The 12,826-nt window shown below is 45.7% G+C and carries 11 protein-coding genes; 8 read left to right on the top strand and 3 right to left on the bottom strand.

The features are described from left to right. Positions 1-28 precede the first annotated feature (28 nt). The 3 genes from KNQ06_RS10530 (at position 29) to KNQ06_RS10520 (ending at position 3,020) form a co-directional block, all read left to right on the top strand. On the top strand, positions 29-1,381 hold the full coding sequence (locus KNQ06_RS10530) for a DEAD/DEAH box helicase (RefSeq protein ID WP_064300313.1): 1,353 nt from the start codon (positions 29-31) through the stop codon (positions 1,379-1,381). A 98-nt stretch (positions 1,382-1,479) separates the two neighbouring features. Beyond that, positions 1,480-2,382 carry a deoxyribonuclease IV gene (locus KNQ06_RS10525; RefSeq protein ID WP_058712880.1) on the top strand — a complete coding sequence of 301 codons (903 nt, stop codon included), beginning with the start codon at positions 1,480-1,482 and terminating at the stop codon, positions 2,380-2,382. Positions 2,383-2,402: 20 nt separating this feature from the next. After that, positions 2,403-3,020, top strand: coding sequence for a hypothetical protein (locus tag KNQ06_RS10520; protein ID WP_215148147.1), 618 nt, complete (start codon positions 2,403-2,405; stop codon positions 3,018-3,020). 119 nt (positions 3,021-3,139) lie between these two features. Here KNQ06_RS10520 and KNQ06_RS10515 read toward each other — a convergent pair whose 3' ends face one another. The 3 genes from KNQ06_RS10515 to KNQ06_RS10505 all read right to left on the bottom strand — a co-directional run bounded on the left by KNQ06_RS10515 (position 3,140) and on the right by KNQ06_RS10505 (position 7,064). Beyond that, positions 3,140-3,310 carry a XapX domain-containing protein gene (locus tag KNQ06_RS10515; protein ID WP_023467523.1) on the bottom strand — a complete coding sequence of 57 codons (171 nt, stop codon included), beginning with the start codon at positions 3,308-3,310 and terminating at the stop codon, positions 3,140-3,142. A 65-nt stretch (positions 3,311-3,375) separates the two neighbouring features. Next, positions 3,376-5,529 carry an RNA degradosome polyphosphate kinase gene (locus KNQ06_RS10510; protein ID WP_214724441.1) on the bottom strand — a complete coding sequence of 718 codons (2,154 nt, stop codon included), beginning with the start codon at positions 5,527-5,529 and terminating at the stop codon, positions 3,376-3,378. Next, a complete protein-coding gene (locus KNQ06_RS10505) occupies positions 5,526-7,064 on the bottom strand; it encodes a Ppx/GppA phosphatase family protein (RefSeq protein ID WP_214769035.1) in 1,539 nt (512 codons plus the stop codon). The genes KNQ06_RS10510 and KNQ06_RS10505 overlap by 4 nt, the downstream gene beginning before the upstream one ends. A gap of 215 nt (positions 7,065-7,279) precedes the next feature. Between KNQ06_RS10505 and KNQ06_RS10500 the strand changes: the two genes are divergently transcribed. From KNQ06_RS10500 to KNQ06_RS10480, 5 genes are all read left to right on the top strand, one after another. After that, entirely contained in the window at positions 7,280-8,047 is a 768-nt protein-coding gene (locus KNQ06_RS10500; protein ID WP_023467526.1) for a metal ABC transporter ATP-binding protein, read from the top strand. Further along, the gene (locus KNQ06_RS10495; RefSeq protein ID WP_064300309.1) at positions 8,044-8,913 is read left to right on the top strand and encodes a metal ABC transporter permease; all 870 of its coding nucleotides are present in this window, start codon (positions 8,044-8,046) and stop codon (positions 8,911-8,913) included. The genes KNQ06_RS10500 and KNQ06_RS10495 overlap by 4 nt, the downstream gene beginning before the upstream one ends. Then, positions 8,885-9,316 carry a Fur family transcriptional regulator gene (locus KNQ06_RS10490; RefSeq protein WP_023467528.1) on the top strand — a complete coding sequence of 144 codons (432 nt, stop codon included), beginning with the start codon at positions 8,885-8,887 and terminating at the stop codon, positions 9,314-9,316. The genes KNQ06_RS10495 and KNQ06_RS10490 overlap by 29 nt, the downstream gene beginning before the upstream one ends. Before the next feature lie 94 nt (positions 9,317-9,410). Further along, entirely contained in the window at positions 9,411-10,841 is a 1,431-nt protein-coding gene (locus tag KNQ06_RS10485) for an NAD(P)H-hydrate dehydratase (RefSeq protein WP_214724443.1), read from the top strand. Positions 10,842-10,993: 152 nt separating this feature from the next. Beyond that, the gene (locus KNQ06_RS10480) at positions 10,994-12,823 is read left to right on the top strand and encodes a GGDEF domain-containing phosphodiesterase (RefSeq protein ID WP_214769038.1); all 1,830 of its coding nucleotides are present in this window, start codon (positions 10,994-10,996) and stop codon (positions 12,821-12,823) included. Positions 12,824-12,826 lie beyond the last annotated feature (3 nt).

Raw genomic sequence — 12,826 nt, 5'->3', positions numbered from 1 at the left:
GCAAATAAGGAAAGGACGGTGTCAATTCATGAATGGATTCAGCCATTATCAATTACACCCGTTCGTCATCGAAGCACTCGATGACGCCCGCATCACAAAACCGACCGACATTCAGTCGCGGATCATCCCAGCTGCAGTAAAGGGACGCGATATCATCGGTCAATCACAAACAGGAACAGGAAAAACGTTATCGTTCCTTCTTCCAATCGTTCAAAACGTCGATCCAAAGCTTCAAGAATTACAAGCAATCATCGTTGCTCCAACGCGCGAACTTGCTTGGCAAATTCATGAAGAACTGAAATCGTTACTCGTGAAGGAACCAGACTTCATCAAGACGAGTCTTATTACAGGTGGAATGGATCGCGAACGTCAAATCGGTCGTGTGAAAGTCTCACCTCAAATCGTTATCGGAACACCGGGACGTATTTTAGACCTATTCAAAGAACAGGCTTTAAAACCACATTTCGTGAAGCACTACGTTATCGATGAAGCGGATCAAATGCTCGACATGGGCTTCTTGCCAGAAGTTGACCGGATTGCGCAAGCTCTTCCAGAACAGCTTCAGATGATGGTCTTCTCAGCAACGATTCCTGAGAAATTGCAACCGTTCTTGAAAAAATACATGAACAACCCGCGTTATGCGCATGTGGATCCAAAACAACAGACAGCGAAGAAAATCGTTCACCATACGATTCCGGTCAAGCATCGTGAGCGCTCACAATTGACGTTGAAAGTCGCGAAAGCGCTGAATCCGTATATCTGTCTAATCTTTACGAATACAAAAGCAGAAGCAATCGAAGTCGAAGCTTTGTTCCTAGAAGCAGGACTGAACGTTGGTTCCCTTCACGGAGATCTTCCGGCACGTCGTCGTAAACAAGCCATCAAAGAAATCAACGATGCGAAGTATCAATACGTCATCGTGACGGATCTTGCAGCACGCGGAATTGATATTTCAGGTGTCTCACACGTCATCAACCATGGTATTCCAAAAGATTTAGACTTCTACGTCCACCGTGTCGGTCGGACAGGTCGCGTCGATCAAGATGGATTGGCATACACATTGTTTGAAGATCACGAGAACGGTATGATCAATCGCTTAGAGGACCGTGGCATTCAATTCACGAACGTTGATGTCAAAGGCAGTCAAATCGTCGAGGTCAAAGAACGTCGTCGTGCGAAGCCGCACATGAAAACTGCTGTCTCGAAGACAGCGCATAGTCGTCTGTCGGGTGAAGCAGCAAAAGCGAAAAAGCGCGTTAAACCAGGTTATAAGAAGAAGCATCAATATAAGTTGAAAGAAACAGCAAAACGTGAACGCATCAAAGAACAACGTGGTGTCGGTCGCGCGCAACGTAAAGAAAACGCACGCAAATCAAAATAATTCCATTGATGACACCCGTGAAATGAAAAAACATTTTTCGGGTGTCTTGTTGTTTTTAAGATTTGGTACACTGTAAAAAGAGAAAGGTGGAAAAGAATATGAAAATAGGTTCACACGTCTCCGTTTCGGGGAAAAAAATGCTGTTAGGTGCAAGTGAGGAAGCGGCATCTTACGGTGCAACGACGATGATGGTCTATACAGGAGCACCTCAAAATACACGCCGTAAGCCGATGGAAGAGTTACGGATTCAAGAAGCATTGCAACATATGAGTGCTAATGGAATAGAGGAAATCGTCGTGCATGCGCCGTATATCATCAACTTAGGGAATACGACGAAACCCGAGACATTCGAACTCGCCGTTTCGTTTTTAGCAGCAGAAATTAAACGAGCAGAAGCGCTTGAAAAGGCGCAACACATCGTATTACATCCTGGTGCGCATGTAGGTGCTGGGGAAGAAATCGGAATCAAACGGATTGTCGAAGGACTCAATGAAGTACTGACAGGTGACGAACAGGTCAAGATCGCGCTTGAGACGATGGCTGGAAAAGGATCGGAAATCGGAAAAACCTTCGAGGAACTTGCTCAAATCATCGAAGGCGTCACACATCATGATCGTCTGTCCGTCTGTCTCGATACATGTCACGTGCATGATGCAGGATACGATATCGTGCACGACTTAGATGGTGTTCTTGAACAATTCGACCGGATCGTTGGACTGGATCGTCTTGGTGTCATCCATGTGAATGACTCAAAGAATATCCGTGGTGCTCGAAAGGACCGTCATGAAAATATTGGTTTTGGTGAGATTGGATTTGATGCCTTACATCGTGTCGTGCATCATCCTGCTCTGGCACATTTACCGAAAATCTTAGAGACGCCATACATTGGTCTCGATCCAAAGAAAAAAGTGGCACCGTATAAACAAGAAATCGATATGTTACGTTCGGGTGCGTTTGATGCAGACTGGCGTCTACCGATTCTAGGAGCACCAGTCGAATAACTCATAAAGGGGTGTCTGTGATGTGTCATATACTCGTCGTTGATGAGACTAGTTTTGCGATACGACAAGCTGTTGTCCACTACTATGAAACAAAGGAACCGTTTTATTTGCCGGCAGAACTGGTAGAGGGAGAAGAGGTGTTTCTTGCGACGACTGACGGTATCATGGCGTATGCTGAAGCCTTGTTCACCGAGTATACGACACGTCCAGAAGATCCATTTTGGTTGACGAATGCTGACGACTCAGAAGGGTCATATGTGTGCCTTGATCTCATCAGTGTGGATTTACGTCATCCCTTACTTGGACGACCACTCGATCAACTTGGTCTTGAAACTGGACCGGTCGAAGGCGTGTTTCGCACGCGTCTGCTTGATTCATGGCAGTATGGGTATTTCGAAACGGATGTACTGACACTCGAACAATCTAAACAACGTCGAATCGAGCGCTTCAAGGAGCGAAATCATCTGGAACAAGTCGCGCGTCAATGTATGCATTGTGAGGAGTCTAGGCAGTCGTTACTGGAATGGCATTTGACACCAGAAGGATATCAGACGGTTTGCCCGACCTGTCACCGATGGTTACATCAACAGATGCTTCATGCGGTGGATACGGCAGCAGCAACGGAAGAGAGTGAGTAAAATCTTTTCCTATTCAAGCAGAGCTCCCACGATCGACATTTAATCATTAAAACCTTAAAAAGAATCAAAAAAAGTTCTCTTTTCTGCGCTGGCAGCAAAGAGAACTTTTTTTGATTGGATTAGAAAAAGCGTTCTACTAAAAATAGATAGATTTTCATCCCAAGGAAGACACCGAAGATTCCGACGACGGCTGGAAAAACAGGTGGGGCAGGAATCGGCAGTTTCAGTGCTGTGAACACGACGCCGCAGATGACGCCGGCGAGAAGGGATAATAAGATTTGCTGAAGCATACATTTCGTCCTTTCTGCTGTAAATCAGCATTTGAAGTAGAGTACGTGGTAAAACATGACCAACATCATGTAGCATTTTGATCAAGAATGACTTTGTCCTCTTTCTTTTCGATCGTGATCCACTTTTGTGTTAATGGAGTTGTAAAACTAGGTTTTTGTTTGAGTTTGCCGCTCGTATAGTCTTGAATCAGCAACTGGGATTCACAGCTCTGTTTTCCGTCCTTCACGTAATGATAAGATCCATCCGCTGCCTGCTCACGCGACTTCACATTATCAGCCAGGGCGAGGGCCAGGCAATCCTTTAAATACTCCTTATGTTCTTCGTCCATGATCGGGAACAAGATTTCAATCCGTTTTCGCATGTTGCGTGTCATCCAGTCCGCGCTTGATCCATACATCAAATCCTGACCGTTGTGATGGAAGTAGAAGATGCGTGAATGCTCCAAGTAACGATCGACAATCGAGATGACGCGAATGTTCTCCGAAACATCTGGAATGCCAGGACGCAGACAACAGACGCCCCGAACGATGAGTTCGACTTGGACACCGGCGCGCGATGCCTTGTAAAGCCGTAAAATGATGTCTTTTTCCGTTAGACTATTCATCTTGGCAACGATTCGACCATTTCCGTGCTTTTTATGATGATGAATCTCTTCATCAATCAATGACAGGAACTTCTCAAGCATTGCGTTCGGTGAAGTTTGAATGACGTTCCATTCTGGCTGTTCCCCGTATCCGGATAACCAATTGAAGAAGTTCGTCGCATCTTCGGCGATCTCTTCCCGAGCGGTCAATAATCCGACGTCCGTGTATAGTTTCGCCGTCGAATCATTATAATTGCCGGTACCAAGATGGACGAAACGCTGAATCTTGCCTTCGTGGAGTCGGACGACGAGCGTGATCTTTGAGTGTGTCTTTAAATCACTATATCCGTAAATGACATGGGCGCCGACCTTTTCTAGTTGCTTCGCCCACTCGATGTTCTTCGCCTCGTCGAATCGAGCCTTCAGTTCAACGAGAACGGTGACCTGTTTCCCGTTCTCCGCTGCCGTTTTTAAGGCCTTGATGATCGGAGAATCACCAGATACGCGATAAAGTGTTTGTTTGATGGCAAGGACGTTCGGGTCATTCGCCGCTTGGACGATGAACCGGACGATAGGATCAAACGTATGATACGGATGATGCAAGAGATAGTCGCGTTCGAGTAATTGATTAAACAGATTTTTTGAACTATCGAGTGCCGGTGGGTCGACCGGCATGATCGTCTGATAAATCAAATGATCATATTCAATACCGATTTGACTGTAGAAGGCAAAGGAGAACGTTAAATCAATCGGACCATCCACGGCAAAGATGTCGCGTTCCTGTAAATCGAGTACATCGCGTAACATGTTGAGCAGTTCGGTATTGATGGCAGCTTTTTGAACTTCGAGTCGAATGGCGACTCCCCAACGCCGTTTTTTTAATTCTTTTTCAATCAGCTTTAATAAATCATGCGTACCTTCCTCATGAAACGGAAGGTCGGCATTACGCGTAATTCGAAACGGCATGGCAGACAACACACGATAACCTTTGAATAGACTATCGATGAAGGCGATGATGACGTCTTCGAGTAAGATGACAGCCGTCGTCTCGTCATCTTCTACCGGTAAATCGACGAATCGTGGCAAGACAGCAGGTACTTGTACGAGCGCCAAATTTCGTTTTGTCCCGTCTTCTGCCTCAAGCACCGTCGCAATGTTGAGTGACTTTGACGAGAGCATCGGGAACGGACGATAGGCATCGACGGCAACGGGCGTGAGTACCGGAAAGACTTGTTCACGGAAAAAGGATTTTACATAGGTCGTTTGTTCCGAAGTCAGAGCGTCGTATTTCAAGAATGTAATGCCTTCATCGGATAACGTCTGATTGATTGCTTGAAATGCTTCGTATTGCCGATCGACTAACTCTTTTGTTTTCGCTGCGATTGCACGTAACTGTTGTTTGGGTGTCATCTGTTGTTTATTTTCTGGTTTATTGAACCCGGCGAGTACTTCATCCTTTAAACCACCGACTCGTACCATATAGAACTCGTCTAGATTGGAACTAAAGATACCGAGAAACTTAAAACGTTCCATTAGCGGATTGCGTGTGTCAAACGCTTCATCCAGCACACGTTTGTTGAACTGGAGCCAGCTGAGCTCACGATTATTGAAATGTTCAGGTATGTCGAGCTTCATGAAGGAAGATCTCCTTTCGTTTCGAAGGTAATCGTACAATCAATGATTCGTTCCAGGTGTTTCTTTTGTTTTTCCGCTTTTTCGACTTCGAATCCATAATCATGATCCCCTGTATCGAGGACGAATTGGAGTTGATCCTTTTCAAGGAACAGTTCCAAATGATCGACAGCTTTTCGCTCCGTCACGTCGAGCGCATGACTTAATTTGAGGAGAGATCCAAGTAGGTCGAAGCGATCCAGCGATTTTTCCGTAAACCAGTCCTTGAAAGGTTTCGCAAGCTGGTTCATCCGTTTGGCAGAAGAATAGGAACTGACGAGCGAGAGAGCAACGCGATCCTTGTGCGTCATGCCATTCAATTCGGTATTCGTCAACAGGTAGAACGTCTGGTCCGATCGTGTATCTGGATTAATGTATTGTCCACAATAAAATAAGCGACTTGCTGAATCGAGCAGTCGTAGATCAGACGCGCGTTCTGAAATCAAGTCGAGCGTGACGAGCTGCCGGTACATCGATTTGGCGAGTGTTCCAATATATGACGCACGATCTCGATTGACCTTATAGTCGCTTTCGAGCTGATAGAGACTTTGCTCACGTACGTTTTCAATCCGACGGTATGCTTCGTCCTGCACATCGAACTCGTAAACAAGACCTTCGCGAAGACCGAGATTACTCATTACGAATTCTTCCGCTTCGATGTGATGGGCTAACTCTTGAATCGCAATCAATGCCGGCAGGAAGATATCAATTCGATCTTTTGAGAGTCCTTCGATTTTCGATAGTTGTTTCGCCGACTTTCCTTCGAGATCGTCGACCATCTTCGCGAGTTCTTTCGCTTTGATTTGATATTGGTGAATACTTCGAAGGGGATAGTCCTGATTCGACTGATGGATCCGAACGAAATTTCGGGCAGAACCACCGACACCGATTAAAGGAAGCTTTTTATCACTCAGCCATGGAATCGATTCGAATTGTTCCCGTAGGAATTTCACCAATTTCTTCTTATCGCTGGCACTTAGTGTCTCGTCCGAAACGAATTGCCGTGTCAAGGTGACGGCACCAAATGGAAAGCTGTGATACGCCACCATTTCGCGATTTTCAATCAAGGTGACTTCCATGGAACCACCACCGATATCGACAGAAAAGCCATCAGTCAGGAAGGTCGAATTGATGATGGCAAAATAGCCATAGTATGCTTCTTGTTCATCTGTCAGAACCTGAATGGAAAAAGGCGTGTTTTCTGTAACGGATTCAACGATGGCATCTCGGTTCGTTGCATTACGGATGGCTGCTGTCGCGACACAGATCGTTTCTTCGACTTCATGGGTGACACCAACTTCATAAAAACGATGTAACGTTTCTTCGAGTAAGGCGATGCCTTCATCATCGAGTGCTCCATCCTCGTTGATGTGAGCAGATAACCGGGCGACGACTTTAATATTAATCTTCTCGATATAGCGACCAGAAGCGATCGGATGGAAGATAACATAACGAATCGAGTTGGAACCGATATCGATGACTGCAAGTTCTTGTTTCAAATGACTCCGACTCCTCTCTGCGATGCGTGCACTAAAAGAATTCCCTCTCTGAACAAGCCGGAAACAGCTAGCTTCTTTCTTTATTGTACCTTGAATGTTTTCTAAGGAGGATAGGAAGTTGCTAGAGTTGCACCAATAATTGGCGGGCGCTATAATAAGACAGTTGATTAAGGCGTAATTATTCCGTTTTACGAAAACGGAAGGAGTGAAAATAAATGGAAACACCAATCATCGAGATTGATCAAGTCAGCTATGATTACCCAGATCGTCGGGTGTTGAATCAAGTCTCGTTTCAGGTCGAGCAAGGACAATTTTTAGCCATTGTCGGGGAAAATGGATCCGGAAAATCGACGCTGATCAAATGTATATTAGGGTTATTGCAACCGAAAGGAACGATTCGTTTATTTGGACAATCCCAATCACAATTCAATGAATGGTGGCGGATTAGCTATGTTTCGCAAAAAGCGGCAGCGTTCAACTCCGGTTTTCCGGTGACTGTCGCAGAAGTCGTTGAGATGGGACTGTACGCCAAAAAAGGACTCTTTCGTCGCTTATCTCGCGACGATCGAGACAAAGTACGAACGGCCCTCGAAACGGTCGGAATGTGGGAGCGACGCGATTCAAAAGTCGGCGACCTATCCGGTGGTCAACAACAACGTGTTTTCATCGCACGTGCGCTCGTCAACGATCCTGATTTAATGATCTTGGATGAACCAACCGTTGGTGTCGATCAGCGATACGTGAAAGAATTTTATGAGATCTTAGAAGAACTTCGTCGAGATAAGCGCCGGACATTCGTTCTTGTCACGCATGATATTCACTTCGTCAGTAAACTTGTCACGGATGTGATTCATCTGGTCGATGGACGTTTAGGGTGTAACTGTGGCATCAAGGAATACTGGGAACTAGATGAACAGACGATCCGCTCCCTCTATCCGGTTCCGGGACGTGTCCTCGTTCATGAAGGGAAGAGTGTCCAATGATTGAAGCGTTCATGACGTTAAAGTTTTTACAGTACGCTTTAGTGGCTGCCATTCTGATCGGATTCACGGCACCATTGATCGGTTCGTTCGTCGTCGTCCGGCGGATGAGCTTGATCGCAGATGCACTATCACACGTCACCCTTGCCGGAATTGCGCTCAGTCTATTGATCTCTGGAATGGTCGCACAATTAGCGGACTTGAATCCACTGTATTTAGGAATCGTGACGTCGGTCATCGCGGCACTGACGATCGATTGGTTGCGTGCGAAGTACAAGCATTTCCAAGAACTCGCAATCCCGATCATCATGGCGACGGGGATGGGGCTTGGAGCAACATTCATCAGTCTCGCGAACGGCTTTTCAATGGATCTCGTCTCCTTCTTGTTTGGAACGGTCTCGGCTGTCGCCTTGACGGATGTGTACACGATTCTTATCGTGACGGTCGTCGTCGTCATCTTCGTCTTTGCCTTTTATAAGGAATTGTTGTTCCTCTCCTTTGACGAGGAGCAGGCGCGCGTTTCCGGGATTCGCCTTCGCTTAGTGCATATTCTCTTTATGATCGTCGTTGCGCTTGTCATTGCGATCAGTATGCGAATCGTTGGGATTTTGCTTGTCTCAAGCTTAATCACGTTACCGGTTGCGGCAGCACTTCGAATTGCGAAGAGTTTTAAGGCGACGATCTTTTTAGCTATCATATTTGGTGAGGTTGCGACAGTACTCGGACTCATCCTGGCCTATCAGTTCGATTTAGCACCAGGTGGAATGATCGTCTTGCTTGCGGTACTTGAGCTGATCATCGTGATGCTGTTGGAACGTTTTTGGATAGGAGGGAAAACACATGAAGACGAACATCGAACAAGCGCGTGAACGCATGAAGGCTTCCGGGTTTAAAATGACACCGAAGCGTCTCGATTTGCTATCGTATCTGTTTGAAGTGAATCGTTATGTCAGTGCGCGGGAAGTAGCAGAAGCTCTTCGAACGTCTCATCCTTCGTTAAGTTATGATACAATCTATCGAAACTTGAATGACTTTTCGGAAATCGACTTATTAGAAGTGACGGAATTAGACGGTGAGATGAAATACCGAGCAGCTTGTGCTTCAGGACACCATCATCATCATTTGATATGCCGAATCTGCGGCAAGACGGAAACATTGAATGTCTGTCCGATGGAATGGGTTTCTCCGGTCCAAGAGACTGGCTTTGAAGTTGAGGATCATAAGTTCGAAATTTATGGACGCTGTGCGAATTGTCAACGCATGACATCTTAAATGAAAGAGGATGCCCGGTCGGGCGTCCTCTTTTTGCGTTTTAAAAGACTAGTCCTGTTCAAAACGGGAATAGTCGAACAGAGGTGATGAGAAGATGATTTATGATACACAAGAAGCGCGACAAATCGATGAGTGGGCACGGACATCCGGACTGCCACTTGAAGTGCTGATGGAACGAGCTGGAAGTCACATCGCAACACGTATCAAAGAGCGTCATAGGAAGACGGAGCGAATCTTGATTTTATGTGGGACAGGCAATAACGGTGGGGATGGGTATGTCATTGGACGCGAATTGATACGCGACGGATTTGATGTCACACTACATGCACCATTTGGAGAGAATCGTTCGGATACATCTATCGTTCATGTCCATTATGCAGAAGCGTTTGGACTCGTGACCGAACAACCGTGTGGTCAATATGATGTCATTCTAGATGCCTTATATGGAACAGGATTTGATCCAAAGCGGGTGAATCAGGTGTTCGAAGCGCAATGTGAATTCGTATCGGAACAAAAGCGACAAGGGGCACGTATCTATGCAGTGGATGTGCCGAGCGGAGTACCGACGGATCACGCAACGGAATTTAAGGAGACAGCGGTTCGCGCAGACGTGACATTTCAACTGCATGCAATGAAACGATCTGCCTTTTTAATACGGACAGCACCGTTTTATGGCGAATCAGAAACGATTGATATCGGATTACCGACATTTGGTGAATGGCGCGTATCACCTAATGGTGTGACCGCCTTGTTCAAGCGGGAACCATACGGTCATAAAGGAACGTACGGGACGGCTCTATTGATTGGTGGAAGTGAGACGATGCCGGGTTCCATCCAACTCGCGACACGGGCAGCCTTACGAACAGGAGTCGGTAAACTACAAGTGGCAACGACGGCACTTGCGAAACATGGAATCATCGTCCAAGCGCCGGAAGCGATGGTCATTGATCAGACATTACCAGCAATTCAGGAGATGCTCCCCTCCATCTCAGCAGTTGGAATCGGTCCCGGATTATCGCAAGAGGCAGTCGAAACATGGGTGGACTATCTGCTTGAGAGTGATTTGCCGGTTGTACTAGATGCTGCAGCTTTAGTAAAAGAAAGTTATCCTGAACGAACCGCGCCAATCATCGTCACACCGCATATCGGTGAATTCGCCCGGATGACGAACCAGAGTGTCGCAAGTATTCAAGATGATCTTTTTGGTCAGGCAACCGACTATGCCATCTTGCATCAAGTAACTGTCGTTTTGAAGTCCCATGTCATCTTAATCGCGAAACCAGATGGAGGCGGATTCGTCGTCTCTGGTGCATCAAGTGGTCTCGCCAAAGGAGGAAGTGGGGATACGCTGTTTGGTATATTAACCAGCCTTCTTGCACAACATCCAACAGGAGATATCGAAAGAACACTAGCGCAAGGAGCGGAGTGGTATGCACGTGCTTCTCGACAAGTCGAACGACACATGCATCCGAGCAGCTTGCTAGCAACGGATGTCATCGAGGAGTTAGGAAGAGTCGAGCTATAAAAACATCAATTTGAAAGAAAAGTCTTCCACGATACGTATGAGGGAAGACTTTTCTTTTTAGGAAAGAATTGACACATTCCATTTGACAGGAGTATCATCAAGCGATGTCGAAACCTTTATACGGAAAATCAGACGGAAAGGAGGGGGAAAGCATGGAGGATATCGTTCGGAAACAACAATGGTGGATTGGAAATTTTGCCTTATTCATGATGTTCGTTGGTGCTTTGATCATTTATACGACGACAGAAGAGACAATTAAGAATGCGTATTTGAGTCGTTCTGTCATCATTTCATTTTTAATCGTCATGGGTCTATTTATTTTTTATATTAGTCGTCGCAAAATGGAAACCGTTTTGCAAACGCACTTATTGTCTTTGATGTTGCTCGTCGTTCCGATTACATCGATTAGCTTTTTACCTTATGCGGCAGTTACCGTTTGGGCAAGTAGCTTTTTGTTTTTGATGATCGCTTTAATCTCGTATCAACGAATCATGATGTGGTACGCCATCGCGATTGCCATCGCAACTAGTTTGTATGTCATGTGGAATGCCGATACCGTGACGGTAGAAATTGATCCGACAGACCATTATGGACGGATTGGCATGATTGTGATTGGCGTATCGATTGCGCTTGTCATCAATCACTTGCATATTCGCAATTTAAATCGGTTAAATGACCTTGCGATACAATTACACGATACGGCGCGACGTGATGAAGAAACAGGTGTCTTGAATCGCCAAGGATTAAACGAAATTGATTTTCCAAGACCCGAACAACAGCTCATTTTTGTCGGGATTCATTTAGAAAACTACTATGAGCTGGCACGTTATTTTGGAGAAGATATTCAGTTACAAGTACTACGCGCCTGTATCGAGCGACTCAAGAGACAACTACCTCCTTATCAAGCTTTTGCTCGGATTGAAGCAGGGACGTTATTGATCGTCATGGAAAAGCCGGACGAGGTGGCGTGTAAGGAAGCGATGGAAGAATTGAGCCAAGAAATCTCTGTACCATACGAAATCGAGGGGCATCATGTCTATGTCAACATATCCATCGTCATTGATAATGGCGAAGGGGCGACCAACAATCGAAAGCGTCGGGTGCAGCAATTATTGACTGCCTTACAAGAAGCAGCGCAACAAAACGAACGTGTGATGTGTATTGACCAAGAATGGCGTAAGGATCAAGAATTACGAGTCAAAGCAGCACAATCCCTAGCCCAAGCTAACATCGAAACGGATTTTCATCTGGTTTATCAATTACAATACGATGTTCAATCAGAGCAATTCATCGGTCTTGAGGCCTTAGTTCGCTGGAAGACCTCGTTACAAGGAGCAGATCGACCATCCGTATTCATTCCGATTGCTGAAAAAAGTGATTTAATCATTCGTCTAGGAGAATGGATTTTTGAGGAAAGCTGTAAGACACGCAAAGCATTGATCGATCTGGTTCCAGACGAGTTTACGTTATCTGTCAACGTATCACCACGCCAGTTGACGAGTGAATCGTTCATGCCGTTCATCGAACGAACGCTACTGAAGTATGCCTTAAAACCGCAACAGATTAAAATTGAAATCACAGAGAGTCAGTCACTTGATTTCGAGAGTCAATCGATTCATCGAGCGCTCAAACGAATCAAAACGCTCGATTTCCCGTTGTCACTCGATGATTTCGGAACTGGTCACGCATCCTATCATGTTCTCGAGCGTTTGTTACCGTTACGTCAATTAAAGATTCCGAAGCAATTCATCGAACAAATCGGTGAATCGGAGAAACGACAATCCATCCTCGAGTCGATTTTTCAACTGAGCCAGTCGATGCATGTCGAATGTATCGTCGAAGGAGTTGAGACAGGAGAAGAAGTACGCATTGCCAAGGAAATCGGTATTCATCTATTCCAAGGTTATTTCTTCGCTAAACCGGTACCACTTGAAGAAATCATCTGTCTACTGCAAAAGACGAATGAAGGAACGGTCCGTTGACCA

This window comes from Exiguobacterium sp. s91 (assembly GCF_018618915.1).
Lineage (GTDB): Bacteria > Bacillota > Bacilli > Exiguobacteriales > Exiguobacteriaceae > Exiguobacterium_A > Exiguobacterium_A abrahamii.
This window is presented reverse-complemented; position numbering and strand designations above follow the sequence as displayed.

What these genes read in the sequence shown, in the direction of transcription:
- KNQ06_RS10530 (WP_064300313.1), top strand. Translation starts at nt 29, where the DNA reads ATGAATGGATTCAGCCATTATCAATTACACCCGTTCGTCATCGAAGCA.
- KNQ06_RS10525 (WP_058712880.1), top strand. Translation starts at nt 1,480, where the DNA reads ATGAAAATAGGTTCACACGTCTCCGTTTCGGGGAAAAAAATGCTGTTA.
- KNQ06_RS10520 (WP_215148147.1), top strand. Translation starts at nt 2,403, where the DNA reads ATGTGTCATATACTCGTCGTTGATGAGACTAGTTTTGCGATACGACAA.
- KNQ06_RS10515 (WP_023467523.1), bottom strand. Translation starts at nt 3,310, where the DNA reads ATGCTTCAGCAAATCTTATTATCCCTTCTCGCCGGCGTCATCTGCGGC.
- KNQ06_RS10510 (WP_214724441.1), bottom strand. Translation starts at nt 5,529, where the DNA reads ATGAAGCTCGACATACCTGAACATTTCAATAATCGTGAGCTCAGCTGG.
- KNQ06_RS10500 (WP_023467526.1), top strand. Translation starts at nt 7,280, where the DNA reads ATGGAAACACCAATCATCGAGATTGATCAAGTCAGCTATGATTACCCA.
- KNQ06_RS10495 (WP_064300309.1), top strand. Translation starts at nt 8,044, where the DNA reads ATGATTGAAGCGTTCATGACGTTAAAGTTTTTACAGTACGCTTTAGTG.
- KNQ06_RS10490 (WP_023467528.1), top strand. Translation starts at nt 8,885, where the DNA reads ATGAAGACGAACATCGAACAAGCGCGTGAACGCATGAAGGCTTCCGGG.
- KNQ06_RS10485 (WP_214724443.1), top strand. Translation starts at nt 9,411, where the DNA reads ATGATTTATGATACACAAGAAGCGCGACAAATCGATGAGTGGGCACGG.
- KNQ06_RS10480 (WP_214769038.1), top strand. Translation starts at nt 10,994, where the DNA reads ATGGAGGATATCGTTCGGAAACAACAATGGTGGATTGGAAATTTTGCC.